The following is a 25,610-nucleotide window of genomic DNA, read 5'->3' on the forward strand; positions in this document are numbered from 1 at the left end:
GCCTCGCGAGCGACCGGACGAGGCCGCTCGACTGTCAGCATACCTGCGCAGATGCGCAGGTAATCGAGGACGGTACCATCGAGGCCATGCACTCCTCCCTGCCGGACTTCGACATGCCCGCCGACGAGCAGGTCCACCTCGCCGCGGAGAGCTTCCGCCTGCTCTCCGACCCGACGCGGATCAAGGTGCTGTGGGCGCTCCTGCAGGGGGAATCGTCCGTCGCGTGCCTCGCCGAGCTGGCCGGGGCCGCGCCGACCGCGGTCAGCCAGCATCTGGCCAAGCTCCGGCTCGCGGGGCTGGTGAAGGGCCGCCGCGAGGGGACGTTCGTGTACTACTCCGCCGCGGACGAGCACGTGCGCGGGCTGCTGGCCCAGGCGCTGCACCACGCCGACCACGTCGATCGCGACATCCCCAGCGAACCGGGCGGCCACGCCCAGCCGCACCGGCCGCGGATGCGCGACGCCTGACCAGCCCCGCACCCAAGACCTCTGCCGACCATCCATAAAGGACACCCACGTCAGCGATATGCCCGACTAACGCCATCATGCCCGTTTCTTCAAGTCCGTGAAGGACTCCTTGAGGGAATCTGATTCCCGCAAGGAGTCCTTCACGGACCACACGCCCAGTTCCCGCCGCCCGCGCAGGCCAGCCCAGTCCGTCAGCCGCTTCGGCGCCTCAGCTGCACCCATAACGCTGCCTTAAGCCCCTGGCTTTGGGTCCCGCACCGAAGGCCGGGCACCCTGCGTTCGCCCACGACCGCAGGATGCCCGACGTCCGGAAAACCTCAGGCGACCCGGACCCGATCCGCCTCCACGAGGTGCCGCAACGGTTTCGGCAGCGCGTCCCACACCTCGTCCGCCACGTGCACCGTCTCCCGGCCGAGGACGTCCAGCACCACGCCGGTCCGGTGCACCGCTTCCGGATCGGTCAGGTGCTCCCGGTCCGCGATCCGCCCCACGAACTCCGTCAGCTCGAACCCGTCGGCGGCGCCGCCCGGGCGCACGGCTTCGGCCAGCTCCGGCGGCAGCTGCACGGCCAGGCTGGCCGCCGCTTCCGGCGATATCCGTTCGGACAGCGTCTGAAGCACCGCGTGCGCGACGCGTTCGGCGTCACGGGATTCGGCGAGGCAAGCCCGTCTGCGGATCAGTTCGACGATCTCGTTCATCCCGTCCGGTTACCCGCGTCGGCCGGACGCAACCGGGTTAGCCGCACCACCACCGGGTATCAGCGGGACATGGACCATCCAGCGACGTCGCCCGCACCGGCCGAGCAGGCGCAGCACGCGCTGCGTCAGCTCCGTCGCGAAGCCGGTGCCGGCGGCTACGAATCCCCCGCGGACCTGTACCGGACATTCGGCTCGCTGAGCCTCCTCGCCGACGACCTCTCCGAACTGCTCCCCGACCTGTGCGGGCAGCTCGAGGAAGCCTTGCTCGCCGGACGCGTGCGGCATCTTTCCGCCGACGCGCAGGAAGCCTGCGACGCCGTCGCCTCGGCGGCACACAGCATTTCGGTCGCCCGCTTCACCGCGCTCCTGGTCGGGCAGGAAATCCAGAAAGCCCAGGCCGCGATCCGCGAGCTCTCGGCCGTCTGACGCCGTTTTGCCCCGTTCCCGACGGGTACCCGGCGAACAAAGCACGGAGAAGGGAGCATGCATGGCCGACCGCGATCCGGCTGAACCCGAGACGCTCGACCCGTCCGAAGCCCTCGACGAGGACGAACTGCGGGTCGACCCGTTGGAAGGCGGCGTCGAACCCGCCGAACGCTGGAGCCCCGCGACCCAACGGGCCATGACGCCTGCCGAAGCACGCGAAGGCGAGCCGCTCCGGAACCGGCTGGCCGAGGAGCGACCGGACGTCCAGCCCGCATCGAACCCGCCGGACGATGAAACACTCGCCCGCGCGGAAGCGGCTCGCGCGGTGGCGCCGGACGAGGATCTCCCGCAGCACCGGGCGGATCCGGAACCCGGCGAGCAGGCGGACGAAGCCGGCGGTTCCGTCGCGAAATCGCTGCGCGAGGAGTAGCGCGCGAAAGGAGTCCCCCATGCCGACGGTCGCTGTTCGTTCCTGGGCCCGTCCGGCGGTCGCTGTGCTCGGGCTGATTTACCTGGTCCTCGGCGTCGCGGGGTTCTTCCTGCCGCAGACCGCGCACGCCGGACACGACACCTCGCGCGTCATCTGGCTGTTCAGCTCCAGCACGGTGCTGAACATCGTGCACACCGCGATCGGACTGCTCGGCCTGCTCGCCGCGCGCAAGCTTTCCGGCGCGGTCGGCTACTGCTGGGTGCTCTTCGTGGCATTCACCGGGCTGACCGCGTACGGGATACTCGCGACGGCGTTCAGCACCGTTCCGCAGGACCCGGTGAACCTCAACTGGGCGGACAACTGGCTGCACGGCCTGACCGCGCTCGTCGCCTTGGTCGTCGCGCTCGGCGGGAGCCGGGAAGAGCGGGCTTAAGGCGAGCACGGGGTATCCAGAACGCGACCCACCCTCAGGAGGTGCGATGACCACGCTCGTCCGCCTGGGCGCGCCAGTCCGCGCGTGACGCCCAGACTCGACCGCACCCCGCTCGGCTGGGCGGCTCGCGCGTTCCGCGTGCCCGGCAGCGAGCGGCGGACCGCGCTGCAGGCGGCGAAGGCGACCGTCGCGGCGGTGGCGGCCTGGCTGCTGGCCACCAGCGTACTTGGCCTGTCGCAACCGTTTCTGGCCCCGTACGCGGCGATCTTCCTCGTCGAAGCCACCGTCTACCGGAGCCTGCTCGGCTGGGCGCAACAGGTCGGTTCGGTAACCGCCGGAGTGCTGCTCGCCGCCGGAGTGGCGCAGCTGGTGCCGGAACAGACGACGACACTGGCTCTGGTCGTCTTCGTCGGGTTGCTGCTGGGTTCGTGGCGCCGGTTCGGCGGTTCCGGCGTGTGGGTAGGCGTGACCGGGATGCTGCTGGTCACCTACGGCACCGCCCGGAGTTCGGAACTCCTCGGCGACCGGCTGCTGGAAACCGTCCTCGGCGCCGCGATCGGCTTGGCGGTAAACGTGCTGATTTTCCCGCCGCTGTACGGAGAACGCGTCGCCGCCGCGGCCGACCGGCTCGCCGACGCCCTCGCCGGACTGCTGGAAGACACCGCCGAACTGGTGCGTGCCGACGAACTGCCGGACGACCTCGACCGGTGGCTCGGCCAGATCAGCGACGTCCGCAGTCTCGCCCGCGCCGCCGAGGACGCGTCCGGGCTCACCCGTGAAGGCCGGTTTCTCAACCTGCGCAAGCGAAGCCGCCACGCCGGGGTTCAGCACGACCGTCCGCTTAAGACACTGGGTGCGCTGTGGCCACCGGTCGAGCAGCTCGTCGAGGCAGTCCGCATCACTTCGGAAGGGCGGGAGCCGTTCGTCTACCCGTGGCCGCAGGCCCGCGACGCGCTCGCCGACCTGCTGCTAGAACTCGCGGCAGCGGTGCGCGAGACCGCTGTCCCCGGGCGGGAGCCGGAACTGGAGCGCTGCCGATCGCTGGTCTGCCAGGTCGAGAACCGACTGGTGTCGTCGCAGGACGGGGTGACGGCGACGCTCGGGCTGGGCGCGATGGCGCTGCCGGTCCGCCGCCTGCTTCGGCAGCTGGACCGGCACTGACCGGCCGCCCTTGCCTTCTCGGCCGGACCCGCTCCGCCGGACATACCGCGTCGCGGATCAGCCTCCGCCCGATGGCGGATCCGCGACCGTGCCGCACTTTCGCCGGGATCTCGTTCAGCTCTTCCGCCCGGTCAGCGCGTCGCGGATCCTGTCGACGAACGCCGCCCCCGGCGCGAGGATCAGATTCGCCGGCGGCTTGCTGGGCGCGGCCGGATGCGGCCTGGTCGGCGCGATCTTCTTCGCCGCCAGCACCCGCTCGCCCAGCTGGTCCAGCTCCTCGGCCGAACACGCCTCGCGCAGCCGCGGCAGCAGGTCGTTCTCCTCGTCCTTGATGTGGTGCCGGACGTCCGCGATGAGCTTGCCGAGCAGCTCCTCGAACTCCGGCTCACCAGGCTTTTTGCGCTCCAGCTGCTTCATGATCTTCTCGGCTTCGCCGTGCTCCTCGATCTCGTGATCGGCGATCTGGTCGCCGTCCTCGAGATAGCGGCGCGCGGCGGGGTACATGAGCTGTTCCTCCGCGACCGAATGCCGGACCAGCTCGGCGATCACGTGGTCGACCACGTCTTTCCGGTTGCCAGCGCCCGGTTCGCGCTCGAGTTCGGCGAACACCCGCTCCACGTCGCGGTGGTCGTCGGTGATCACGGTGATGAGGTCAGTTCGGGTACGGGTGGCCATGCCGCCTCCTCGGGTGTCGGGAAACCCCCGGTTACCCGTTGTGCCGCACGGCAATCACCGACTCTCCGCCGAATCACTGGCCGAACTAGTCCGGCCAGCCGCCCCGCGCCCGGTCATCCGCGACAACCACCCGCCGCAGCAACGAAACCAACGTCTCACGTTCCTTTTCGGACAGTTCGGCAAGAAACACGTCCTGCGACCGCTTGGCCTCGTCCTTCAGCTTCCGCGCCAACGCCTTCCCGGTCTCGGTGAGCGCGACCCGCTGCCGGCGCCGGTCGTCCGGATCCCGTTCGCGCCCCACGAGATCCTGGCGCACCAGTTCGTCGAGGTAGCCCACAAGATGGCTGCGATTGAGCCCGAGCCGATCCGCGAGCGCGTGCTGCGCGAGCGGTCCGAAGTCGGAAAGCCCGGCCAGCACGGCGAAATGCGGCAGCCGCAGACCGTGCTCCTCAAGCGCGCTCACCAGCTCCCGGTGCCCGATCCGCGCGACGTGCCCCGCCAGATACGAGGGCAGCGCGAGCAGGGTCGGCGGGCGCAGTTCGTCCATGCCGCGATCCTACCTGCTGGACGCATATCATTACGTCATGTAATCATGTCGTCATGATACGATTCTCCGGCACGGGCCGGTGACCCATGCCCGACTACGGCCACGACCTCCAGTTCGGCGTCATCCTCCTGCCCGAAACCGCCAGCCCCGACACGGTGACCAGGCTCGCCGAAGCCGCCGACACCGCCGGGCTCGACCTGCTCAGCGTGCCGGACCACCCGTACCGCCCGGATCTGCTCGACGCGTGGACCGTCCTGAGCGTCGTCGCGGCACGCACCGAGCGGGTGCGCGTGTTCCCCAACGTCGCCAACCTGCCGCTGCGCCCGCCCGCAGTGCTCGCCCGCTCAGTCGCGAGCCTCGACCTGCTCAGCGGCGGCCGCACGGAACTCGCCCTCGGCGCCGGCGCGTACTGGGACGACATCGCCGCACAAGGCGGCCCGCGCTACACCCCGGGCGAGGCCTTCGCCGCACTCACCGAAGCGATCGACGTCGTCCGTGCACTGTGGACACCCGGCCCACCGGTCCACGGCGCCCACCACCGGCTCACCGGCACCCCGCCAGGCCCGTTTCCCGCGCACCGCATGGAAATCTGGCTAGGCGCCCTCGGCCCGCGAATGCTGCGCCTGATCGGCCGGACCGCGGACGGCTGGCTCCCGAGCATGACCCGCATCCCACCGGACCGGCTGCCCGCCGCGAACGCGCTCATCGACGAGGCCGCCCGGAAGGCAGGCCGCTCCCCCGGCGAAATCCGGCGGCTGTACAACCTGCCGGGGATTCCGTCCGGCGGCACCGGCGAATGGGCGGTACAGCTTGCCGGGCTGACGCTCACGCACGGGGTGAGCGCGTTTCTTCTGTCGGTGGATTCCGCTGACGCCGTGCGGTTGTTCGCGCGGGAGGTCGCGCCGCGAGTCCGTGAATTGGTGACCAGCCGCCGTTAGTCAGTCACGACGGCCGGAGCAGCCGAATATTCATCTTTGGCTCCTTCATCGATTCCGCTCACCGTTGGCTGCAGAATGAGCAGCTCAGGACGAAGGGCCCCAGAGCTTCGGCGGCCAGAGCGCGTGCGGAGGAGGACCGGTGGCCCCATCCTGCCGAACCTGTGAGAGCGGCGGTTCGCAACCGGACGGCCGGGCGTGAGGCTCCGCCGCACCTGCTTCCGCACGGCGCGCGGCTGGTGGCTGCTGGCTTCTTCGGCCGCGTCCGGCCTGGTTGCCGGGGGCATCGGCGTCTTGTGGATTCCCGGCGCCGCAGCGGCCTCGATCGGCTCGACGGTCGCGGTCGCCGTGTTCACGGCGACGAGCAGCCGCGGAAAGGCGGTCCTCGAACGACAGGCGGCCCGTCGTGCCGCCCGGCCGAGCACGTTGATCGCGACCGGTTCCGACCGGCGACCGCGCAAGATCCGGGAACTCGACGACCCGATCGCGCTCAGGGTCCACCCCGCGGAGACACTCGTCCACGACCTGGCCGGCGCGCGTGTGCTCGACCGCACCCCGCCCTACATCCGGCGCGACCTGCACGACGAACTCAGCGCCAAGATCCGGCGGGGAGGTTTCGTGCTCGTCGTCGGCGAATCGACCGCGGGAAAGACCCGCATGGTCTACGAGGCCGTCCGGGCCACCTGCCCGGACCACACGCTGCTCGCCCCCGCGAACCGAGAGGCCCTGGCCGACGTGGTCGAAGCCGTCGCCGACACGCCCCGCTGCGTGTTGTGGCTGGACGATCTCGAGCGGTTCATGGGCGCCGGCGGGCTGACGCCGAATCTTCTCGACAAAATCTTGAGCCGCCGACGGGAGGACGCGGTCATCGCGGCGACGATGCGCAGCCCGGAATTCGACCGCTACAGCGCTCGTGAGGAAGGCTCGGTACCCGATCACGACCTCGACGCATGGCGAGACGCCCGCGACATCCTCCGGCTCGCCGACGTCGTGGAACTCTCCCGCCGTTGGACGGCCGAAGAACTCGCGCGTGCCCGTGCCTACGACAACGACCCGCGCATCCGTTCGGCGTTGCCGTACGTCGGGAAATTCGGCCTGGCAGAGATGCTCGCCGCAGGACCCGAACTCGTGCGCAACTGGCACACGGGCTGGGCACCGGGCGCCCACCCACGCGGAGCCGCCCTGGTGACGGCAGCGGTCGATTGCCGACGAGCGGGTGTCGACGAACCCGTGCCGCTCGACGTCCTGGTCGAACTCAGCCGAAGCCGCTTGAACGATCGCGGCGGCGAACTGCTGCGCCCCGAGTCGCCCGAGGAAGCTCTCGCCTGGGCGACCCGGACCAGCCACGGCGCGAGCAGCCTGCTCCTTCCCGCTGAACAGCCCGGTCACTACATCGCGTTCGACTATCTGGTGGACTTGCCGGACTTCGATCTCGCGCCGGTGGCCACGTGGCGCATTCTCCTCACGAGAGCTGATCCCCAGCAGGCTTTCCGCATCGGCGAAGCGGCAGCACGAACGTTTCAGCACAGCATTGCTGCGGAAGCTTTCCGCAAAGCAGCCGAAAGCGGAATCCAGGGAGCCGACATAGCGGCGGAGTTCTACACCGCCTACGGCGATCAGATGAAAACCAACAAGAAGCTTGAGAAGATCGTCCAAGACAAAATCGACCGGCTCGGCCCGCTGGACCCCGAGACTCTCAGCGCCCGGCTCAAACTCGCGGAAAGCATCACCGACTCGCCGCACACCGCGGAAGCGCTCGAGATCTTTCCCGAACTGCTCGCGGATTTGCTTCGGATCGTCGGCGAGCGGCATGCGGACACGATCAACGCCAGCCGGTTGCACGCCTACGCCATCGGCGTCTGCGGAGATCCCGCCACCGCTATCGAACTCCTCCGGAAGACACTTCCCCTGCACCAGGAAGTCTTCGGGGAGGAAGATATGTCAACCCTGCTCGCCCGCCATTACTTGGCGTTCTTCGTCGCCGAAGAGAATCCGCGTGACGCGCTGGGGATGCTCGACGACATCCAAGACCGATACACCCGGGCATACGGCGAGAACAGCCCTCGCGTTTTGCAGATACGAGACCTGCGCGGAGGTGTTCTCCGCCGGACAATACTGCCGTCCGAGAGCACTCTCCGCTACCTTCAGAACCTTCGGGAGGACCGGATAAGAATAATCGGGAGCGACCACGCGCACACTATGGTGAACACGTTCAACATAGTCAGCGTCCTCCTTTCGATGAACCGGACAGAAGAAGCGAAATCTTCTCTGGACCGGCTGTTGAGCCAATGGATGGGAGACAGTCCCAGCCCGGACAAGATTCAGCGGATCGCGGTACGGCTCACCGGACTGCGCCTCGAAGGCAGCAGCAGAAACCTGCCTTCGAGGCACTATGAGGCGCTTGAATCCCTGCACGTCCTGACCGTCCTCCGCGGCCCCGACGACGCGCTGACGAAGCAAGTCGAGTTCCTCAACGCTCGTTCCGGCATTTCGCCGAAACCCCCGGAATAACCCCATCCGCCCACGACCCCTCCGTCGGAAGCCGAACCACCGCCAGTGCACCCCGCCCCGACGGCGGATCCTCAAAACACGCATACCCGCCGTGCGCGGCAGCAACGTCCGCCACGATCGCCAATCCCAGCCCCGATCCGGGCAGCGACCGGGCCTCCGGCGACCGCCAGAACCGGTCGAATGCCGGAGCCCGGTCCGCCGGGGCGATCCCCGGTCCCTCATCGGCCACCGACACCAGCCCCGGTGCCGAACGCACCGTCACGACCGAACCGGCGGGCGAGAACTTGAGCGCGTTGTCCAGCAGATTCAGCACCATCCGTTCCAGCGCGCCTTCGTCGCCGGAGACCGTCCATTCGGCGCTGTCCACGGCGAACGTGTGGTTCCGCGCCCGGCTCGCCGCCCGGCGGACCGCGTGGCGGACGACCGTGCCCATGGCGACCTCGGCGTGGTCGAACTCGTGCTCGTCGCGGGCGAGCACGACCAGCTCGGTGACGAGGTCGCCGAGTTCGCCCGCCTGCACCTGCAGCCGGTCGAGCAGGCGGCCGCGGTCGGCCAGCGCGCGGCCGGTGCGTTCGCTGCGGGCCAGCAGATCGATGTTGGTGCGCAGGCTGGTCAGCGGCGTCCGCAGTTCGTGCGCCGCGTCGGTGACCAGCGCGCGCTGCCGCCGTCGCGAATCGGCCAGCGCGCCCGTCATCGCGGCGAACGCGCGGCCGAGGCGGCCCACCTCGTCGCGGCCGGACACGGTGACCGGGAGGTCGAGGTCGTGCGTGCGGGCGATCTCCTCGGCGGCACCGGTCAGCCGCGCCATCGGCCGCAGCGTCCGCCGGGTCAGCAGCAGCCCGGCCGCGGCGGCGAGCAGCGCGCCGAGCACGGACACCGCGATCAGGATGGTGCGGAGCCCGGCCAGCGTGCTGTCGACCTCGGCGAGGCTGCGCGAAATCGCCAGCACGTTCCCGTCGCCGAGCGGCCCGAGCAGGACCCGGACCGGTTTGCCGGACTGTGTGTAGCCGTCCCGCAGGGTCACCACGCGCGCGGTGCGGTCCGCCGGTTCGAGGACGACCGAGTCCACGCCGGGCGGCGAGCAGACCGTCCCGTCCGCTTTCAGCAGCTGGATGCCTTCCACGAACCGCTGCAGCGGACGACCGGGCGGTCCGGGGCGGCACAGGTCCGCCGGACCCGGCTTCGGCTGGTCCGGCGGGCGGGCGCCCGGCGGCGGCCAGCCGCCGAGCAGGGTTTCGTCCAGCTGCGCGCGGAGACTGTGCTCAGTGGACAGATACGTGACCGTGCTGATCACCGCGATCGCCACCGCGACGATCGCCGCGGTGATCAGCGCGACCCGGCTGCGCAGCAGCATCCGGGGCTCCCGGCGCCGCCTCACGGCGCCCGCAGCACGAACCCGACGCCGCGCACGGTGTGCAGCAGGCGGCTCGCCCCGCCCGCCTCGGTCTTGCGCCGCAAGTACCCGACGTAGACGTCGAGATTGTTGGTGCGGCTCGGTTCCCGCCCCCACACCGCCTGCCGCAGCCGGTTCTTGGTCAGCACTTTCTCCGGCGCCCGCAGGAACGCCGCGAGCAGGTCGAACTCGGTCGGCGTGAGGTCGAGGCTCCGCCCGGCGCGGGTCACCTCGCGCGTTTCCAGGTCGAGTTCCAGATCCGCGAACCGGTGCACCGCCGAACCCGGCCTGCGGCGGTTCTGTTTCAGCAGCGCACGCACCCTGGCCAGCAGTTCCTCCAGCGCGAACGGCTTCACGAGGTAGTCGTCGGCTCCGGAGTCGAGACCGGTGACCCGGTCGCCCAGCGCGTCCCGCGCGGTCAGCATGAGCACCGGCAGCCGCTCCCCCGACGCCCGGATCCGCCGGCACGTCTCCAGGCCGTCCACGCCGGGCATCATCACGTCCAAGATCACCAGATCGGGTCTGGCCGCCCCGGCGATCGCGGCCACCGCCGCCGCGCCGCTGCCGGCCACCGCGACGTCGTAGCCCTCGAAAGCGAGGCCGCGCTGGAGGCTTTCCCGCACGTCGGGGTCGTCGTCCACCACCAGCAGCCGCATCCGCCCGGTCCTTCCTCCGCGCTGTTGATCGAGCCGAGGCTACGCGGCGAATCTGTGCAAACGCTGTTCGTCCCACGACGGGGGACAGCCAGGAACCCAAGCTGTGCGACCTCATCCGGCTGGCCATCCACAAAGGACGCAACCCCAGCCGGAATGCCCGATTGATGTCCACATCACCGTTTCCGCAGGTCCGTGAGGGGAACCTTGAGGGAATCAGAGTCTGTGAGGGTGGCCCTCACAGACGCCCCAGCCCCACTCCCGCCGTCTGCCGGCCCGCCACCAGCCCTTCGAACTGGGCAGACGAGCCTCAACGGCACACATAGCGCCGCCCTATTAATAAGTCCCTGGCATTGGACTTTGATTCCCTCAAGGAGTCCTTCACGGACCGCGAACCCGGCTCCCGCCGAACTTCCTGGCCCCGTCCCACGACTGGGGAAAGATCGGCTTCTCACGATCCTCTCAGGAAATTTCCAGGTCTTTCTCACGACCGGCGCGCGACGGTGAGACGCGAGGCGGTCACACAGCGTCGTGCACGGCCGGAAACCATCCCCGAACGGAGGAAGCATGTCGGTCGGCGCGACCAGAGGCTTGACCACGTCCCCCGGACCGGGGGCGGCGACCGCGACCGTGGACATCGTCATCCCGGTCTACAACGAGGAACGCGCCCTGCCCGGCTGCGTTCAGGTGCTGCGCGAGTTCCTGCGCCGCGAGTTCCCGTTCGAGTGGACCATCGTGATCGCGGACAACGCGAGCACGGACCGCACGCCGGAGGTCGCCGAGGCGCTCGCCCGCGAAGACAAGGCGCTGCGAGTACGCCGCCTCGACCGGAAAGGCCGCGGCCTGGCGCTGCGCGAGACCTGGCGCGCGAGCACCGCCGACGTCGTGGTCTACATGGACGTCGACCTCTCCACCGGGCTCGACGCCCTGCTTCCGCTGGTCGCTCCCCTGGTCAACGGGCATTCGGACCTGGCCATCGGGTCCCGGCTGGCCCCCGGGGCGCGCACCGTGCGCGGGCCGAAGCGCGAGTTCGTTTCGCGGTGCTACAACAAGATGATCCGGCTGAGCCACGGCGCGCGGTTCTCCGACGCGCAATGCGGGTTCAAGGCCGCGCGCACCGACGTGCTCCGGCCGCTGCTCGACCACGTCCGCGACGACGCGTGGTTCTTCGACACCGAACTCCTGCTGCTGGCCGAGCACAACGGGCTGCGCGTGCACGAGGTGCCGGTCGACTGGGTCGAAGACGCCGACAGCCGCGTCGACGTCGTCAAGACCGCGCTCGACGACCTCCGCGGGCTGATCCGGGTCGCCCGGGCGAAGGCGGTGGGCACGGCGAAGGTGCCGGACCTGCCCCGCCGTCCCGCACCGCGGGCCGCGCATCCGGACGCCGTGCTGAGCCCGCCCGGCGGCGGCCGGTTCTGGGAGATCCTGTCGTTCGCGGTGATCGGCGTGCTCTCCACCGTCGCGAATCTCGCGCTGTACGGGCTTTTCCGGCTGTGGTGGCCGGTGCTCGCGGCCAACCTGGCCGCACTCGTGCTCACCACGCTGTTCAACACCGAAGCCAACCGCCGCTTCACCTTCTCCGGCGCGGGCACCCCGCGACGCAAAGCACATCTGCAAGGATTCGTCGTATTCGGCCTCTATTACGCCTTCACCTCGGCCGCGCTGCTCCTGCTGCACGCGCTCGCCGCCGAACCGAGCCGGACGCTGGAGCTGACCGTGCTGCTCGCCGCCTCGGTGCTCGGCACCGCGGGCCGGTTCGTGCTGTTGCGCACCTGGGTCTTCCGCCAGGACAACGGAAAGGACGAAGAATGACAGTGGCCGCCCCCTCCGCGGCACCGGCAGAAACCGCCGCCCCGGCGGCCCGCGCGCGCTGGCAGCCGTGGGCGCTCGCCGCGATCTGCGCGGCCGCCGGCGCGCTCTACGCGTGGCGGATCGGCGGCGGGCAACTGGGCAACAGCTACTACTCCGCCGCGGTGAAGTCCATGACCGGCAGCTTCTCGAACTTCCTTTTCGGTTCGTTCGACCCGTACGGCGTGTTCACAGTGGACAAACCGCCGATGTCCCTGTGGCCGCAAGCGGTTTCGGTGCTGATCTTCGGCTTCCACGGCTGGTCGCTGCTGCTGCCGCAGGTGCTCGAAGGCGTCGCGGCGGTTTTCCTGCTGCATCGCACAGTGCGCCTGTGGGCCGGGGAAAACGCCGCGCTGCTGGCCGCGCTGTTCCTTGCCTTGACGCCGATCACCGTGGCCATCAACCGGGACAACAACCCGGACACGCTGCTCGTGCTGCTGCTCATCGCCGCGGCATACGCGTTCACGCGCTCGGTCCAGTCGGACACGAGTCGCACGCGGTGGCTGCTGTGGTGCGCGTTCTTCGTCGGCTGCGGGTTCGTCACGAAGATGATGCAGGCGTGGATCGTGCTCCCCGGCTTCGCGCTCGCTTACTTCGTCGGCACGTCCGCACCGGTCAAGCGGCGGCTGCTGGACCTGCTCGGCGCGGCCGTCGTGCTGCTCGGGTCGTCGTTCTGGTGGACGGCGCTGCACGACCTGTGGCCGGGCTCGAAACCGTACATGGGCGGCAGCACCGACGGCACCGCGCTCAACCTGATCTTCGGCTACAACGGATTCGGCCGGATCTTCGGCGGCGAAGGCAACTTCGGCCCCGGCCATCGACCAGGCGGTGCCCTGCCCGGCGGCCTTGACCTGCCCGCCGGCACGGCACCGCCCTCCGGCGGACCGGGCGGCTTCGAGCTGCCACCCGGCGGCGGCGGAATGTTCGGCGGCGAAACCGGGCTCGGCCGGATGTTCAGCAGCCAGGTCGGCGGGCAAATCTCCTGGCTGCTGCCGCTCGCCCTGCTGGTCCTGGTAGCCGTCGCAGTGCGCGGCATCCGGCGGAAGCACCCGGGCGACCTGGCGCGGCGGGCAGGCTGGTTCGCCTGGGGCAGCTGGCTGCTGGTGACCGGCGTGGTGTTCAGCTACGCACAGGGAATCTGGCATCCCTACTACACGACCATGCTGGCCCCGGCCATCGCGGCGATCTGCGCGGCCGGGCTCGTCGGCTTCTGGCGCGAGTACCGGCACGGCTCCGCCTGGCTGCTGCTCCCGGCAGGCGTCGCACTCACCGCAGGCTGGGCATTCGTCCTGGCGAACCGTGATCCGTCGTGGCACGGCTGGACCCGGTGGGCGGTGCTGGCGGTCGGCGTGGTCGCGGTCGTCGCACTCGTGGCAGGGAAACTCGTGCGCCAGGCGGTCTTCACCCGGGCGTCGCTGGTGCTCACGATCGTCACCCTGCTGCTCGTGCCGACGGTGTGGTCCACCGCGACCGCGGCCACCGGCGAGAGCATGGGCGGCATGCCTTCGGCCGGACCCAGCGAATTCGGCGGGATGCGATTCCCCGGCGGCACGCACAAACCCGGCCGCGGCATGGCCGACCTCATGAACGGCAAGCTCTCCGCCGAACAGCAGCGCATTCTCGCCTACGCGAAGCAGCACAGCGGAGGAACCGCGATCACCCTCGCCGTCGCCGGACCGGCCATGACCGCGTCGAGCTTCGTCATCGGCTCCGACGAAACCGTCATCGGCATGGGCGGTTTCCTCGGCAGCGACGATTCGCCGTCGGTCGGCCAGCTCCAGCAGTGGACCGCCGAAGGCAAGCTCAAATTCGTCCTCGGCACCACCGGCACGCGCGGGATGGGCGGCGGCGCCGAAGAAAAGCGGCAGGAGTGGATCAAGCAGCACTGCACCGTGGTCGATCCGGCCGCCTACGGCGGAAAAACCGCCGCCGCGGAGCCCGGGCCGATGGGCGGCGCACAGACGCTTTACCAGTGCCACGCCTGAAAACCCGCTGGGGCAGACCGGAGTCTGCCCCAGCGGGCGGCTAACCGGAAACCTTCCCGCTCAGCAAATGCCCCGCGCCAGGCACCTCCGCCCGCAACCCCAGCTCGCTGAGAATCCGGAACGTCGTAGCCGTGGCCGCCGAGAGCACCGGGATCCCCACCGCGTCCTGGACCGGCTGGATCGACGGCAGCGACGGCATCTGCACGCACGCCGACAGCACCAGCGCGTCCGCCCGCGACAGGTCCAGTTTCCGATAGTGCGCAAGCAGATCCGCCGGATCCAGCCGTGCCACCGCCAAGTTGTCGAGCACCTCCAGCGACAGCGAATCGACCACCTCGACGCCCGCGTCTTCGAGATAATCGATCACAGCCTGCGTCAGCGGCTTGAGATAAGGAGTCACAATCGCGACCCGCTTCGCCTCCAGCGCGGCGATGCCCGACAACAGCGCGCCCGCCGACGAGACCACCGGCGCGTCCGAACCTTCCGCGCGCAACGCCGACGTGATCGATTCCTCGGCGGTGCAGTGATATCCCGGCCCCTGCGCCATGATCGCGACCAGGCACGCCGTCGCCACCACGCCAGGCCGGGCGTCGGCCAGTTCGGTCGCCGCGCGTTCCGCCTGTGCGTTCATCGCGCGCAGCTGTTCCGGCGTCACGTGCTGCATCCGCGCGCGGGCGGAGTGGAAGACGAACCGGTCCTCCGGGTAAAGCTCCTCGCGGGCGCGCAGCATCCGCGGCAGCTCGGTCTCCATCGTGAGATTCGAACTCGGGACGATCATCCCGATGTGATGATTTTTCATCGCTTCGCCGCCGGGCGCATTTCCTTCACGGTCAGCTCGCCCGCGTCGACGATCAGCTCGTCGTCGAGGTACAGGCTGTTGCCGCGCATCGGGATGTCGAAGTGGCAGGCCGTGTCGTTCGGGCCGCCGAGTTCGTTGTTCGGGCCGATGGAGAACATCACGTTGCCGTAGAAGCTCCGCAGTTCCATCCCCATGCCGCCGGGGAACTGCGTCAGGCCGTGCCAGTGCGCCCGCTCGTCGAGGCCCCAGCCGACATGCGACATGCCGTAGCCGCGCGGGTCGTGGAACGATTCGATGTAGCTGCGCAGCAGGTCCGCGTCGAGACCAGACGAGCCGTCGCCGCCGCGGATGTCCTGGATGAAGCCCTTTTCGATGGTCAGCTCGACCGGCGTCTGCACGTAGGTGTTGAACGGCAGCAGCACGTCGCCGGGCGCGAGCACGATCTTGCCGTCCACGCCGTCGTCGGAACCGCCGGTGAACACGAACGCCGCGGGCCAGTGGTCCCAGCGGCCGGGCTGGTCGGTGTAGCCGTATTCGCTGAGCGTCGGGTACACACCGAGCTGGTAGGTGACGTCCGTCCCGTGTGGACTGGTGATCCGCATGGTCTTGGCCTTGGCCAGCAACTCCGCGCCGATCTCGACGCGTTCGCGCAGTTCCTTCGTCGGCATCAGCCGCGCCAGCAGCTCGGGCGGTTCGACGGCGGTCAGGATCCGGGTGCCCGCGGCCTGGATCGCGAACTGCTCCTCGCTGAACAGCAGGAACGTGCAGTCCACGACCATGTCGGCGGCCTTCAGCGCCTCCACCGCGAGCGGCAGCTGGTCAAGCCCGGAATCCCCGACCACCCACGCGCCGGACGCGCTCGCCGGCGGCGGCAGCCGCAGGTGATAGGTCGCCGCGCCGAGCTGCTGGGCGGCCCAGAGGAAGGCGTCGGCGTACTCCGCGCGCTCGGCCCCGCGCGTCAGCACGACGACCGTCTCCCCCTCGTGCACGCCCGAAAAAGTCAGCTGGCGCAAGCAGATGTCGTTGAACAGGTTCTGGTCCATGGCGACCTCCTTTATTGTCCGAATACGGATTATCCGAGTACGCGAAATGTGGTGGGAAGTCCGTGAAGGGAACCCTGAGGGAATCAGAGTCCGTGAAGGTTCCCCTCACGGACGGCGGATTACGTGCGAGCGGCGAGCAGGTCTTTCAGCACCGAGCGCAGCGCCTGAAGCGCGGCCTCGGGTTCGTCCCAGAAGATCATGTGCCCGGCGTTCTCGACACCGATCAGCGGAGGCACCGGGTTCGCCGCCGCCAGCGCCGCGACGTCCGCCGACGTCACGACCGGACTGTCCGAACCGAACAGCAGCGCGGCGGGTCCGGCCAGCTTCTCCCACAGCGGAAGGAATTCCTCGGACTCGAACCCGGCGTGCGTCGCGGCGATCGCGGTCCGCGAGCACGACGCCAGCCATCCGGCGCGCAGCTCCTGCTCCCGGCGCGGCCACCGGGGCCAGGACGCCGCGACCTCATCCGCGTCGGTGCCCCGCTGCGCCTGGTCCAGCTGGGCGGCGAAAGTGTCCAATGTGGTCGGATACGGCCGGTCCGCGTTGCTCATCGGCGGGTCGACCAGGATCGTGCCCCGGCCGACGTGCGCGGCTTTGGCGGCGACCCGGGCGCCCATCGAGTGGCCGAGCAACACCGGTTTGGCCAGCTGGAGCTGATCGACGACCGCTTCGACGTCCGAGGCGTAGGCATCGAGGTCGTAGCCGTGCAGCGGCCCGGTGTCGGGAGCGTCGTCGGACAGGCCGCGGCCGCGGATGTCCAGCACCAGCGGGCGGACCAGGTCGGTCAGCTCGCGGGCGACGAAGTCCATGGTGATCGCCGGGCTGGTGATCCCGGGCAGCACCACGAGCGGGACGCCGTCGGCCGGGCCGTAGTCGAGCACGTGCAGCCGGACGGAACCGGACCGCACCCAGACGCTGGCCGCCGGGACATCGGCCAATTCGGCGAGCGCGGGCTGGGTCAGCACCCGGTCGGAAACTGAGGACATACGGGAACTCCTAACGGGCTTTGGCGAGCAGCTCGACGCCCTCGCCCAGGCCGACCACATCGGCGTATTTGGCTTGCAGGTCAAAGAGAGCCGCATCGTGCGGCCCCTGCGCGCGATCCCCGCAGGCGTCCCGCACGACGAGCGTGTTGAAACCGGACTGGACCGCGTCGACCGCCGTGGCCCGCACGCAGCCGGAGGTCGTCGCGCCGCACACGAGCACAGTGTCCGCGCCCAGGCCAGTGAGCAGCGCGGCGAGGCTCGTTCCGTGAAAAGCGGACGCGCCCTTCTTGACGATCAGGTGGTCCTCGTCGCGCCGCTCCAGTCGCGGGTCGAGGGCGACCTCGGCGCTTCCGTCGCGCAGGCTGCGCATGCCGGGAGCCTTGCGCAGCCACGCAATCGCGTCGCCGTCCGCCTCGGCGGCGGTGTAGCTGATCGCGGTGTAGACGACCGGGACACCACTCTCGTGCGCGGCCCGGACCAGCGTGTCCGCGGCTCGGACTTCGGCGGAAAGGTCCGCGCCGGAAGGGAAATCCGGTTCGGTGAAGCCGCGGGTCAGGTCGACCACGACCAGCACCGGCGCGGTTCCCCTCGGCACCGCCGCGCCGAAACCCGCGCGGGCGTAGGTCCGGTCGGTCTCGGTGCCGTGCAATCCGTTATCCGGCGCGTTCACGCAGCAGCTCCTTGATCAGTTTGTGCTGCGACCGGACCCGGCCGAGCAGCCAGCCCTGGAACAGCCCGAGCGCGCCCGCCGCGACGAGCGGGAGATACCGCTTCGTCCCCGGCGGGAGCAGCATCGCCAGGCCGTCCAGCGAATCGGCTGTCGCCGGAGCGGCCGTGGTCGTGGCCGGTGCACTCGTGATCGGAGCGCCGCCGTTTTCCAGCAGCGCACCGAGATTCCGCGCGAACTGCTGCAGGATCCGGTTCGACACGGTGCTGATCGCGCCCTTGCCGAACTGCGCGATCTTGCCCCGCACCACGAGATCGGTGTGCAGGTTCAGCTGCGACCCCTTGGGACCGGGCGCCAGGGTCAGCGTGACGTCCGCTTCGGCGTCGCCGTTGCCGTGGCTGTCCGCGCCCCGGGCCGACAGCCGCAGCCGCCGCTCGCCCTCGGCGATCTCGGTGAACCGGACCTTGCCCGCGTACGCGGCGCTCACTGGGCCGACCTTGAACTTGACCTTGCCGAGGTAGGACTCGCCGTCCCGGCCCTCCAGCACCGCGCCGGGCAGGCAGCCCGCGACCCGCTCGACGTCGTTGAGCAGCGCGAACACCGTGTCCGGGTCGCCGGGGAGGTCAAGGGTGTTCTCGAGAATCATCGGACGGCGTCCTCTTTCCTGCCTGCGCCGGCGCACCGCTGGGCGGCGGTCGCCTCGATCGCGTCCACAATGGTCTGATATCCGGTGCAGCGGCACAGGTTCGACGACACGGTTTCCCGGATCTCCTCCCGCGTCGGCGCCGGTTCCTGGGCCAGGAATCCTTCGGCGAGCATCAGGAATCCGGGCGTGCAGAAGCCGCACTGCAGGCCGTGGTGCTCGGAAAACGCCTGCTGCAGGTCGTTCGGCTCCTCCGGGGTGCCGAGGTCCTCGACGGTCCGGATCGCGCAGCCCTCCGCCTGCACGGCGTACATCAGGCAGGCGCGCACCGGTTCGCCGTCGACGAGAATCGTGCACGCCCCGCACACGCCGTGCTCGCAGCCGGCGTGCGTGCCGGTGAGCCCGACGTCGTGCCGGAGCACGTCGAGCAGGGTCCACCGGGGTTCGACGAGCAGTTCGTGCTCCTCGCCGTTGACGGTCAGGACGATCAGCTGTTTGTCGGTCATGCGCCGGTACCCGCTTTCTCCCGGTCGGCCGCGGTCAGCGCGGCGAGGACGGCCTCGGGGTGGATCGGGGTCTGCTCCAGCTGGACCCCGGTGTGCCAGAGGAGGTCGTTGACCGCGTTCAGCACCGCCGCGGGCGCGCCGATCGTGCCGCCTTCCCCCGCGCCTTTCGCGCCGCTTTCGGTGAAGGCGCAAGGGGTTTCGAGGTGGTCGACGGTGATGTCGGGGATCTCCGCGGCGGTCGGGACGAGGTAGTCGATGAAGCTCGCCGCCGACGGTTCGCCGTTCTCGGCGTAGGTGACCTCCTCGAACAGCGCGCCGGCGATGCCCTGTGCGATGCCGCCGCGCGCCTGTCCGTCGACCACCTTGGGATTGATCACCACGCCACAGTCCTCGACGCAGGCGTAGCGAAGGATTTTCACCTGCCCGGTACCTGGATCGGCTTCCACCACGACCGCGTGCGTGGCGTTCGAGAACGTGCCGTCGCCGGGGACGTCGAACGCCGCGGTGGCGGTGAGCGTCGGTTCGGCTTCCTTCGGCAGCAGGTGGCTGCGCAGGTACGCGACATCGGCGATCTCCTCGAACGACAGCCGCCGTTCTGGGTCGTCCAGCTGGAGCACGCCGCCGTCGCCGTCGAGTTCAACGTTCTCAACGCGGGTGTCCAGCAGGTGTGCGGCGATCACACAAAGCTGCTCGCCGAGCCGGGTCGCCGCGGTCGCGACCGCCGACCCGCCGATGGTCACCGACCGCGACGCGAACGTGCCCCAGCCGTAGGAGATCCGCTCGGTGTCGCCCTGGCGCAGCTTGACCTTGGCGAGGTCGACGCCGAGCCGGTCCGCGACGATCTGCGCGAACGTCGTTTCGTGCGACTGCCCGTGGTTGATCGTGCCGCTGGTGACCACGACCGACCCGGTGAGGTCCATCCGGATCTCGCTCACGTCGAACCCGGGGACGACGGCCATCTTCCGCTTCGCGAACGCCTCGGAGCCGTAGCCGGTGCGCTCGGAGAAACAGCTGTAGCCGATGCCGATGTGCGGATTTTTCTCGCGCCGGGCGTACCAGCCCTCGTCGCGTAAAATTTTCTCACCGAGCTCCAGCGATTCGAGATAGCTGCCCGGATCGTAGGTGACCTTGTTGACGCCGGTGTACGGGAACTCGGTGATCACGTTGCGGCGGCGGATCTCCACCGGGTCGAGCCCGAGCCGGCGCGCGGCCAGGTCCATGATCCGTTCCATCACCATCACGTACTGCGGACGGCTCACCCCGCGGTAAGGCGCGGTCGGCGCTTTGTTGCTGGTGATCGCCCTCGCCCGGACGCGGTAGGCCGGCACCCGGTACACCGACGGCATCTCGGCGGCCGCCATCAGCGGTTCGATGCCGACTGTGAACGGATAACACGAGTACGCGCCCATGTCGCAAACGATGTCCGACTCCAGCGCGGTCAGTGTGCCGTCCTCGGTGAAGGCGGCACGCGTGCGATAACGCTGCTCACGCGCGAGGAACCCGGATGTGAGCGCTTCACTGCGGTCCTCGATCCACTTCACCGGACGCCGCAACCGCTTCGCCGCCGCCGCGACCGCGATCTCCTCGCGCCCGACCACGCACTTCTGCCCGAACCCGCCGCCCATGTCCGGCACCACCACGCGCACCGAACGCTCCGGGATCCGCAACGAGCGCGCCAGCACGGTACGGACCTGGTGCGGCACCTGGCTGCACGTCTGCACGAGAAGCTGGTCGTCGCGGTCGTCCCAGGAGGCCACCGCGCCGCGCGTCTCCAGCGGCAACGCGTTCTGCCGCCCGCTGTGGGTGACGAGTTCGATCACGCACCCGTCCGCGAACGCCTCGTCCACGCCCGGGGTGTCGAACGACGTCACGTCGAGCAGCACGTTGCTCGGCGCGTCCTCGTGCACCAGCGGCGCGTCCTCGGCGAGCGCGGTTTCCTCCGACACGACCGCGTCAAGGACTTCGTAACTCACCTGCGCGGCCTCGATGCCGTCCTCGACCGCGTACGGATCCTTCGCGATCACCAGCGCGACCGGCTCGCCGACGAACCGGACCTTGCCGCGCGCGAGGATCGGCATCGTGGTCGGCGTGAACTCCTCGGGCGGACGGTCCAGCAGCGCGACCATGTCGCCGAGCTGAAGGTCTTCCGCCGAGTACGCGGCCACGACGCCGTCCACCTCGCGGACAGCGCTGAGGTCGAGTTCGGTGATCCTGCCGTGCGCGACGGTCGCGCGGACGAACCCGGCGTGCAGCATGCCGTGCAGGTGGATGTCGTCGACGAACCGTCCCCGCCCGGTGACCAGCCGCGGATCCTCGCGGCGGCGCACGGACGCGCCGACCCACTTCCCGCCCCGGCCGTCGAACCGGGGCTCCTCGGATGTACTGGCCATCAGCGGCCGCCCCTTTCCCCCGCGCCGCGACCGTCCACTCGGGACGCATCGCGACCGTCCAACCGCGACACCTCGTGCGAACTTGCCTCCAGCGGCCCGTTCTCCGGCACACCGCGACTGTCCAACCAGAACACCTCAGCCGAATTCGCCATCAGCCGCCCGCCGCCACCGTCCAACCAGGACACCGCAGCCAACCCCGCCATCACCGGCCTCCCCTTTCCCAAGCCTGGCCCAGGCTTCGCGCCACCAACGTCCGCGTCAGCGCCCGCCGGTAGTCCGCGCTGCCCTGCGCGTCGCCGCGCGGATCGATCGCCTCCGCCGCCGCCCGGCCGCACGCGGCGAACAGCTCCGGCCCCGGCGTCCCGCCGGCCAGCACCGCCTCCGCCTCCGGCACCCGCAGCGGAGCGGGCGCGACCCCGCCGAGCACCACCCGGCCTCCGTCCAGCGAGCCGTCCGCGCGCGGTTCGAGCGTCACCGCAGCCGCGACTGTCGCGAAATCCCCGGCACGCCGGGAAAACTCGGTCAGCGCGGCCTTCGGCGCGGCCCGGGTGAACCGGACCTCGGTGACGATCTCGTCCGTCTCCACCGCCGTGGCGTAGAAGCCGTAGAACATCTCGCCCGCCGGGATTTCGCGGCGGCCGTTCGGCCCTTCGGCGACGATCACCGCGTCCAGCAGCAGCGCGAGCATGCACCACTCCGCGGTGGCGTCACCGTGCACAAGACTGCCCCCGACCGTGCCGCGCGACCGGATCGGCAGGTGCCCGACGTACCGCATCGCCTCCGCCAGCACGGCGAAGCCCGGGCCGAGCTCGCGCGCGGCCAGCTCGACCCGGCGGTGCGTCGTCATCGCGCCGATCCGCAGCGCCGGGCCGGCGTGCCCGATCTCCGTCATCCCCGGCAGCTCCCGCAGCCGCCCGAGGTCGACCAGGTCGCTCGGGCGGGCCAGGCGGAAGCTCATCATCGGCATCAGGCTCTGCCCGCCCGCGATCGCTTTCGGCTCCCGCCCTTGCCCGGCGAGGTCGGAGAGCAGGCCGACGGCGTCGGCGACGTCGTGCGCCCGGTGATAGGCGAACGCGGCGGGCTTCATGAGACTCCTTCTTCACTCAGACTGCGTCCATTTCGGACGGTTGCGGCGCGGGCGCGGCGCCGTCGTCGATCCGGTCCAGCTCCCGGCCCCGGGTTTCCGGCGCGCAGAAAACCATGAACACCACGGCCCCGACGACGAGCAGGCCGAGCAACGTGAACGTCAGCGGCAGCCCGAGCACCGGCCACAGCACGCTGCCGAACAGCAACGGCGCGAACCCGGTCACCGCCCGGCTGGACGACGACGCCCAGCCGAAGCCCGACGCCCGCAACTCCGTCGGGTACAGCTCGGAAACAAAGGCGTACATCACCGGAATGACAATCAGCGAGAACAACCCGAACGCACCGATCGCGACCACCGCGGCCCCGGCCGAGCCGAGCACCAGCGAGAAAATCACCAGCGTGACCGCGGCCAGCGGCCCGGCCGCCGCGATCACCCGCTTGCGGCCGATCCGGTCCACCAGCAGCACCGCCACCACGACCCCGACGATACCGAGCGCGTTCATCAAGGTGGTCGACGCGAACGCGGCGATCTCCCCGAAGCCCTGCGCCTTGAGAATCGACGGCATCCAGCTCAACGCGGCGTAGTAAACCAGCATCACGGTAATGAACAGCGCCCAGGCAACGGCGGTGACCTTCGGGTTGTACGCCCACACCCGGCGCAACTGGTCGACCGCCGCGAACAACCCGCCGCCGCGCTTGTCTTCCTGGACCGCAGGCGGAATCCGATACGTTTCCTTCGGCGCGCCAGTACGCTCGACAAGATCGTCGATGACCAGCCGAGCCTCCGCCTCACGCCCCTTGCGCACCAAATACAACGGAGATTCCGGAACCCCGCGCCGCGCCCAGAACAACAGCACCGCGGGCAAAATCATCAACACCAGCATCCACCGCCAGTTCCCGGAAACCGGAACCAGCAAGGTCGCCGACGCACCGGCGAGCGTGGTGCCGACCGGCCACCAACCGTCCATTGCGGACAGTACGCGACCACGCTGCTTGCGCGGCGAAAACTCGCTGACAATGGCGTAATCAACGGGAATACACCCGCCAAGCCCGACTCCGGCAAGGAACCGCAGCAGCAAAAACACCTCGATATTCGGCGACAACGCCGCGAACACCGAGAAGAACGCGAACAACAGCAACGTAATACTGAACGCCCGCTTGCGCCCGATCCGGTCGGCGACCGTCCCCCAGGCGACCGCCCCCACCGCCATGCCGATCAGATTGGCCGTGGCGACGAACCCCCGCTGCGTGGCCGACAGCCCGAATTCCGTGCCCACCAGCGGGGTGAGGAATCCGTTGAGCGCCACGTCCCAGGCGTCGAACATGTAGCCGAGCCCGCCGATGAGGAAGATCTTGCCCTGGACGCGCCAGCGCCACGGCAAGTCTTGGACCACCTGGTCTCCGGTACGCATAGCTTTGCTCCTTTGCGAAGTCTGCGTGTGCCGTTCAGTGCTATCGGGCGAACTGGTAGTGAATCGATTCGTTGTCCGGGTCGTCCAGCGGAGTGCCGTTCCAGAGCCAGTCGTAGGACACGTCGGACTCCCCGTCGAAGCTTCGCAGCTTTTCGTCACGTTCGCGCTGCGCCGGACCGTCCGGAAGGTGATAAAAACTCATGTTCTGCAGGGACGCATCCTGAACCATCCCCGCATGCTTCGCGCGCCGGTGCACATACCGGGTCAACGCGCTGTCGATCCCCTCACGAGTCGCCTGCCCCAGCTCCTCCGCGAGCACCGCCCCGTCCTCCATCGCCTGCGACGCCCCTTGCGCCTGATACGGAAGCATCGCGTGACAAGCGTCCCCGAGCAACGCCACCCGCCCGTCGACCCACACCGGATCGCGCCTGCGCCGGTACATCGCCCAGACCGACACGTCGTCCTTGGCCTTGGACAACATCATCGGCACGCGGTCGTCCCAATCGGCATACTCCGCCGCGAGCTGCTCCGCACTGGCCGGCGCACTCCAGTTCTTCTCGACTTCCTCCGTGCACGGCACAATCGCCACCACGTTCAGATACTCGCCGCCGCGGATCAGGTAATGCACGAGATGCTTGTCCGGCCCGTACCAAATCGTAGAATGATACCGATCGACCAGGAACCGGGTCGCCGGATCCGCCGCGATCGAATCCCCCGGAATCAACGCCCGGTAAGCCATCTCCCCGGAAAACGCGAGCGTATCGTCAAACCCGGCAAGATCCCGGACAGCCGACCGGATCCCGTCCGCCCCAACGACAACGTCCCCCTCGAACCGCCGCCCGTCCTCAGTGACGACGGCAGGCCGCTCCGGATTCCCCCGATCAAGATCGACCACCTTGGCCGCAGTAGCCACCTTCACCACCGGCCCGGCCCCATCCGGATCAACACACGCCCGCAAAAGCACCGAATGCAAATCCGCCCGGTGATAATGCCAGTACGGTGCCCCATACTGCTCGACCACCCGCTGCCCGAGCGGCAACTGCGCGATAATGCTGCCGTCAGCCCACCGCCGCCGAACCTGATCCTGCGGCTCGCACCGAACCCTCTGCAGTTCAGCTCGCAATCCCAGCCCGAGCAGGATCCGGCTGGCGTTCGGCGCAGTCTGAATCCCCGCCCCGATCTCCCCCAGCTGCGGCGCCGCCTCGACCACGGTGACCCGCAACCCGCGCTGCCGCAACGACAGCGCAGCACACAGCCCGCCCAACCCGCCCCCGGCGACCACTACCTCAAAAGACTGACTCGCCGCCACTTCGCCGACCTCCTGCCGCTCCACGCCTCTCCGACCTTCGCCCGGACGAAGTTAATCCGAACACGGATTATCCGAACACGCAATAGTCGGCGGAGAATTTCGTGGCGGCGGGAGGTTTTGGGTGCGCTGGGCGCCGACACGGTCACCGAACGAGGCGGGTGGATCGACGAGTGGCCGGATGAGGCCGGCAACTCGATGGACAACGTTGGCCAGAGCGGCAACTCGACGAACCACCTCAGCCAGGCCAGCGACTTGATGGACACCGTTGACCACAGTGGCGACTCAACGGGCGGCCGTGGCCAGACCAGCGACATGGCCGGTCAAACCACCACAACGGCTGTCGAATCGCCGAACCGATCAACCGCCCTGCCGTGCCACCCAGCTGAACCACCACCCCGACCAGCCAAGCCGCATAACCGCACGCTGTCAGGGGAACCTTCACGGACCCAGAGTCCAATGCCGGGGACTTGAGCCGCGTGGCCGCACGCCGGCTGGACCATCCACAAAGGACGCCAGAACCGGCGATTTGCCCGTTCTATGCCCGCATGACCGTGTCCGGAGGTCCGTGAGGGGAACCCTGAGGGAATCAGAGTCCCCCAGGGTT

At 69.4% G+C, this 25,610-nt stretch carries 24 protein-coding genes; 9 read left to right on the forward strand and 15 right to left on the reverse strand.

Annotated elements, in window-relative coordinates; translation table 11 throughout:
* Positions 1-86 precede the first annotated feature (86 nt).
* A complete protein-coding gene (locus tag ACFSVL_RS38440; protein WP_378311724.1) occupies positions 87-467 on the forward strand; it encodes an ArsR/SmtB family transcription factor in 381 nt (126 codons plus the stop codon).
* Between the two features lie 317 nt (positions 468-784).
* Here the strand turns inward: ACFSVL_RS38440 and ACFSVL_RS38445 are convergent, their stop codons facing one another.
* Complete coding sequence (locus ACFSVL_RS38445; RefSeq protein ID WP_378311726.1) at positions 785-1,165, reverse strand: DUF2267 domain-containing protein; 381 nt, start codon at positions 1,163-1,165, stop codon at positions 785-787.
* Between the two features lie 69 nt (positions 1,166-1,234).
* On the opposite strand from ACFSVL_RS38445, the gene ACFSVL_RS38450 reads away from it, so the two are divergent.
* From ACFSVL_RS38450 to ACFSVL_RS38465, 4 genes are all read left to right on the forward strand, one after another.
* On the forward strand, positions 1,235-1,591 hold the full coding sequence (locus ACFSVL_RS38450; protein ID WP_378311728.1) for a hypothetical protein: 357 nt from the start codon (positions 1,235-1,237) through the stop codon (positions 1,589-1,591).
* 61 nt (positions 1,592-1,652) lie between these two features.
* The gene (locus tag ACFSVL_RS38455; protein ID WP_378311730.1) at positions 1,653-2,021 is read left to right on the forward strand and encodes a hypothetical protein; all 369 of its coding nucleotides are present in this window, start codon (positions 1,653-1,655) and stop codon (positions 2,019-2,021) included.
* A gap of 19 nt (positions 2,022-2,040) precedes the next feature.
* Positions 2,041-2,454 carry a DUF4383 domain-containing protein gene (locus ACFSVL_RS38460; protein ID WP_378311732.1) on the forward strand — a complete coding sequence of 138 codons (414 nt, stop codon included), beginning with the start codon at positions 2,041-2,043 and terminating at the stop codon, positions 2,452-2,454.
* An 84-nt stretch (positions 2,455-2,538) separates the two neighbouring features.
* Entirely contained in the window at positions 2,539-3,615 is a 1,077-nt protein-coding gene (locus ACFSVL_RS38465) for an FUSC family protein (RefSeq protein ID WP_378311734.1), read from the forward strand.
* Between the two features lie 114 nt (positions 3,616-3,729).
* On the opposite strand, the gene ACFSVL_RS38470 is transcribed toward ACFSVL_RS38465, so the two are convergent.
* Together ACFSVL_RS38470 and ACFSVL_RS38475 are read right to left on the reverse strand one after the other, a co-directional pair.
* Positions 3,730-4,290 carry a hemerythrin domain-containing protein gene (locus ACFSVL_RS38470; RefSeq protein ID WP_378311736.1) on the reverse strand — a complete coding sequence of 187 codons (561 nt, stop codon included), beginning with the start codon at positions 4,288-4,290 and terminating at the stop codon, positions 3,730-3,732.
* 85 nt (positions 4,291-4,375) lie between these two features.
* On the reverse strand, positions 4,376-4,837 hold the full coding sequence (locus tag ACFSVL_RS38475; protein WP_378311738.1) for a MarR family winged helix-turn-helix transcriptional regulator: 462 nt from the start codon (positions 4,835-4,837) through the stop codon (positions 4,376-4,378).
* 86 nt (positions 4,838-4,923) lie between these two features.
* On the opposite strand from ACFSVL_RS38475, the gene ACFSVL_RS38480 reads away from it, so the two are divergent.
* On the forward strand, positions 4,924-5,775 hold the full coding sequence (locus tag ACFSVL_RS38480) for an LLM class flavin-dependent oxidoreductase (protein ID WP_378311740.1): 852 nt from the start codon (positions 4,924-4,926) through the stop codon (positions 5,773-5,775).
* A gap of 537 nt (positions 5,776-6,312) precedes the next feature.
* Positions 6,313-8,283 carry a hypothetical protein gene (locus ACFSVL_RS38485; protein ID WP_378311742.1) on the forward strand — a complete coding sequence of 657 codons (1,971 nt, stop codon included), beginning with the start codon at positions 6,313-6,315 and terminating at the stop codon, positions 8,281-8,283.
* Here the strand turns inward: ACFSVL_RS38485 and ACFSVL_RS38490 are convergent.
* Positions 8,243-9,637 carry a sensor histidine kinase gene (locus ACFSVL_RS38490; RefSeq protein WP_378311744.1) on the reverse strand — a complete coding sequence of 465 codons (1,395 nt, stop codon included), beginning with the start codon at positions 9,635-9,637 and terminating at the stop codon, positions 8,243-8,245. The two genes, ACFSVL_RS38485 and ACFSVL_RS38490, sit on opposite strands and share 41 nt — an antisense overlap.
* 20 nt (positions 9,638-9,657) lie before the next feature.
* On the reverse strand, positions 9,658-10,332 hold the full coding sequence (locus ACFSVL_RS38495) for a response regulator transcription factor (protein WP_378311746.1): 675 nt from the start codon (positions 10,330-10,332) through the stop codon (positions 9,658-9,660).
* A gap of 564 nt (positions 10,333-10,896) precedes the next feature.
* Here ACFSVL_RS38495 and ACFSVL_RS38500 point away from each other — a divergent pair.
* Both ACFSVL_RS38500 and ACFSVL_RS38505 read left to right on the forward strand, forming a co-directional pair.
* On the forward strand, positions 10,897-12,144 hold the full coding sequence (locus ACFSVL_RS38500) for a glycosyltransferase (RefSeq protein WP_378311748.1): 1,248 nt from the start codon (positions 10,897-10,899) through the stop codon (positions 12,142-12,144).
* On the forward strand, positions 12,141-14,165 hold the full coding sequence (locus ACFSVL_RS38505) for an ArnT family glycosyltransferase (protein WP_378311750.1): 2,025 nt from the start codon (positions 12,141-12,143) through the stop codon (positions 14,163-14,165). The genes ACFSVL_RS38500 and ACFSVL_RS38505 overlap by 4 nt, the downstream gene beginning before the upstream one ends.
* 40 nt (positions 14,166-14,205) lie before the next feature.
* Here ACFSVL_RS38505 and ACFSVL_RS38510 read toward each other — a convergent pair whose 3' ends face one another.
* The 10 genes from ACFSVL_RS38510 to ACFSVL_RS38555 all read right to left on the reverse strand — a co-directional run bounded on the left by ACFSVL_RS38510 (position 14,206) and on the right by ACFSVL_RS38555 (position 25,006).
* Positions 14,206-14,964: a maleate cis-trans isomerase family protein gene (locus tag ACFSVL_RS38510; protein WP_378311752.1), complete on the reverse strand. Its 759-nt coding sequence runs from the start codon at positions 14,962-14,964 to the stop codon at positions 14,206-14,208.
* The gene (locus ACFSVL_RS38515; RefSeq protein ID WP_378311754.1) at positions 14,961-16,007 is read right to left on the reverse strand and encodes a leucyl aminopeptidase; all 1,047 of its coding nucleotides are present in this window, start codon (positions 16,005-16,007) and stop codon (positions 14,961-14,963) included. Before ACFSVL_RS38515 ends, ACFSVL_RS38510 begins: the two co-directional genes overlap by 4 nt.
* A gap of 119 nt (positions 16,008-16,126) precedes the next feature.
* Positions 16,127-16,993, reverse strand: a complete 867-nt coding sequence (locus ACFSVL_RS38520) for an alpha/beta fold hydrolase (RefSeq protein ID WP_378311756.1) — start codon at positions 16,991-16,993, stop codon at positions 16,127-16,129.
* Positions 16,994-17,003: 10 nt separating this feature from the next.
* On the reverse strand, positions 17,004-17,663 hold the full coding sequence (locus tag ACFSVL_RS38525; protein ID WP_378311758.1) for an isochorismatase family protein: 660 nt from the start codon (positions 17,661-17,663) through the stop codon (positions 17,004-17,006).
* A complete protein-coding gene (locus ACFSVL_RS38530; protein WP_378311759.1) occupies positions 17,647-18,306 on the reverse strand; it encodes an SRPBCC family protein in 660 nt (219 codons plus the stop codon). The genes ACFSVL_RS38525 and ACFSVL_RS38530 overlap by 17 nt, the downstream gene beginning before the upstream one ends.
* Positions 18,303-18,809 carry a (2Fe-2S)-binding protein gene (locus tag ACFSVL_RS38535; protein WP_378311761.1) on the reverse strand — a complete coding sequence of 169 codons (507 nt, stop codon included), beginning with the start codon at positions 18,807-18,809 and terminating at the stop codon, positions 18,303-18,305. Before ACFSVL_RS38535 ends, ACFSVL_RS38530 begins: the two co-directional genes overlap by 4 nt.
* Positions 18,806-21,199, reverse strand: coding sequence for a xanthine dehydrogenase family protein molybdopterin-binding subunit (locus tag ACFSVL_RS38540; RefSeq protein ID WP_378311763.1), 2,394 nt, complete (start codon positions 21,197-21,199; stop codon positions 18,806-18,808). The genes ACFSVL_RS38535 and ACFSVL_RS38540 overlap by 4 nt, the downstream gene beginning before the upstream one ends.
* Positions 21,200-21,401: 202 nt before the next feature.
* On the reverse strand, positions 21,402-22,286 hold the full coding sequence (locus tag ACFSVL_RS38545; protein WP_378311767.1) for an FAD binding domain-containing protein: 885 nt from the start codon (positions 22,284-22,286) through the stop codon (positions 21,402-21,404).
* A gap of 16 nt (positions 22,287-22,302) precedes the next feature.
* Positions 22,303-23,856 carry an MFS transporter gene (locus ACFSVL_RS38550; RefSeq protein WP_378311769.1) on the reverse strand — a complete coding sequence of 518 codons (1,554 nt, stop codon included), beginning with the start codon at positions 23,854-23,856 and terminating at the stop codon, positions 22,303-22,305.
* Positions 23,738-25,006 carry an FAD-dependent monooxygenase gene (locus ACFSVL_RS38555; RefSeq protein ID WP_378311820.1) on the reverse strand — a complete coding sequence of 423 codons (1,269 nt, stop codon included), beginning with the start codon at positions 25,004-25,006 and terminating at the stop codon, positions 23,738-23,740. Before ACFSVL_RS38555 ends, ACFSVL_RS38550 begins: the two co-directional genes overlap by 119 nt.
* Positions 25,007-25,610: the final 604 nt, after the last annotated feature.

The organism is Amycolatopsis silviterrae, assembly GCF_042684085.1.
In the GTDB taxonomy this organism is placed as follows: Bacteria; Actinomycetota; Actinomycetes; order Mycobacteriales; family Pseudonocardiaceae; genus Amycolatopsis; species Amycolatopsis silviterrae.

Coding starts and splice junctions, on each gene's coding strand:
- ACFSVL_RS38480 (WP_378311740.1), top strand. CDS start 4,924: ATGCCCGACTACGGCCACGACCTCCAGTTCGGCGTCATCCTCCTGCCC.
- ACFSVL_RS38490 (WP_378311744.1), bottom strand. CDS start 9,637: ATGCTGCTGCGCAGCCGGGTCGCGCTGATCACCGCGGCGATCGTCGCG.
- ACFSVL_RS38450 (WP_378311728.1), top strand. CDS start 1,235: ATGGACCATCCAGCGACGTCGCCCGCACCGGCCGAGCAGGCGCAGCAC.
- ACFSVL_RS38545 (WP_378311767.1), bottom strand. CDS start 22,286: ATGAAGCCCGCCGCGTTCGCCTATCACCGGGCGCACGACGTCGCCGAC.
- ACFSVL_RS38500 (WP_378311748.1), top strand. CDS start 10,897: ATGTCGGTCGGCGCGACCAGAGGCTTGACCACGTCCCCCGGACCGGGG.
- ACFSVL_RS38520 (WP_378311756.1), bottom strand. CDS start 16,993: ATGTCCTCAGTTTCCGACCGGGTGCTGACCCAGCCCGCGCTCGCCGAA.
- ACFSVL_RS38530 (WP_378311759.1), bottom strand. CDS start 18,306: ATGATTCTCGAGAACACCCTTGACCTCCCCGGCGACCCGGACACGGTG.
- ACFSVL_RS38495 (WP_378311746.1), bottom strand. CDS start 10,332: ATGCGGCTGCTGGTGGTGGACGACGACCCCGACGTGCGGGAAAGCCTC.
- ACFSVL_RS38515 (WP_378311754.1), bottom strand. CDS start 16,007: ATGGACCAGAACCTGTTCAACGACATCTGCTTGCGCCAGCTGACTTTT.
- ACFSVL_RS38540 (WP_378311763.1), bottom strand. CDS start 21,199: ATGGCCAGTACATCCGAGGAGCCCCGGTTCGACGGCCGGGGCGGGAAG.
- ACFSVL_RS38440 (WP_378311724.1), top strand. CDS start 87: ATGCACTCCTCCCTGCCGGACTTCGACATGCCCGCCGACGAGCAGGTC.
- ACFSVL_RS38475 (WP_378311738.1), bottom strand. CDS start 4,837: ATGGACGAACTGCGCCCGCCGACCCTGCTCGCGCTGCCCTCGTATCTG.
- ACFSVL_RS38505 (WP_378311750.1), top strand. CDS start 12,141: ATGACAGTGGCCGCCCCCTCCGCGGCACCGGCAGAAACCGCCGCCCCG.
- ACFSVL_RS38460 (WP_378311732.1), top strand. CDS start 2,041: ATGCCGACGGTCGCTGTTCGTTCCTGGGCCCGTCCGGCGGTCGCTGTG.
- ACFSVL_RS38470 (WP_378311736.1), bottom strand. CDS start 4,290: ATGGCCACCCGTACCCGAACTGACCTCATCACCGTGATCACCGACGAC.
- ACFSVL_RS38510 (WP_378311752.1), bottom strand. CDS start 14,964: ATGAAAAATCATCACATCGGGATGATCGTCCCGAGTTCGAATCTCACG.
- ACFSVL_RS38445 (WP_378311726.1), bottom strand. CDS start 1,165: ATGAACGAGATCGTCGAACTGATCCGCAGACGGGCTTGCCTCGCCGAA.
- ACFSVL_RS38535 (WP_378311761.1), bottom strand. CDS start 18,809: ATGACCGACAAACAGCTGATCGTCCTGACCGTCAACGGCGAGGAGCAC.
- ACFSVL_RS38455 (WP_378311730.1), top strand. CDS start 1,653: ATGGCCGACCGCGATCCGGCTGAACCCGAGACGCTCGACCCGTCCGAA.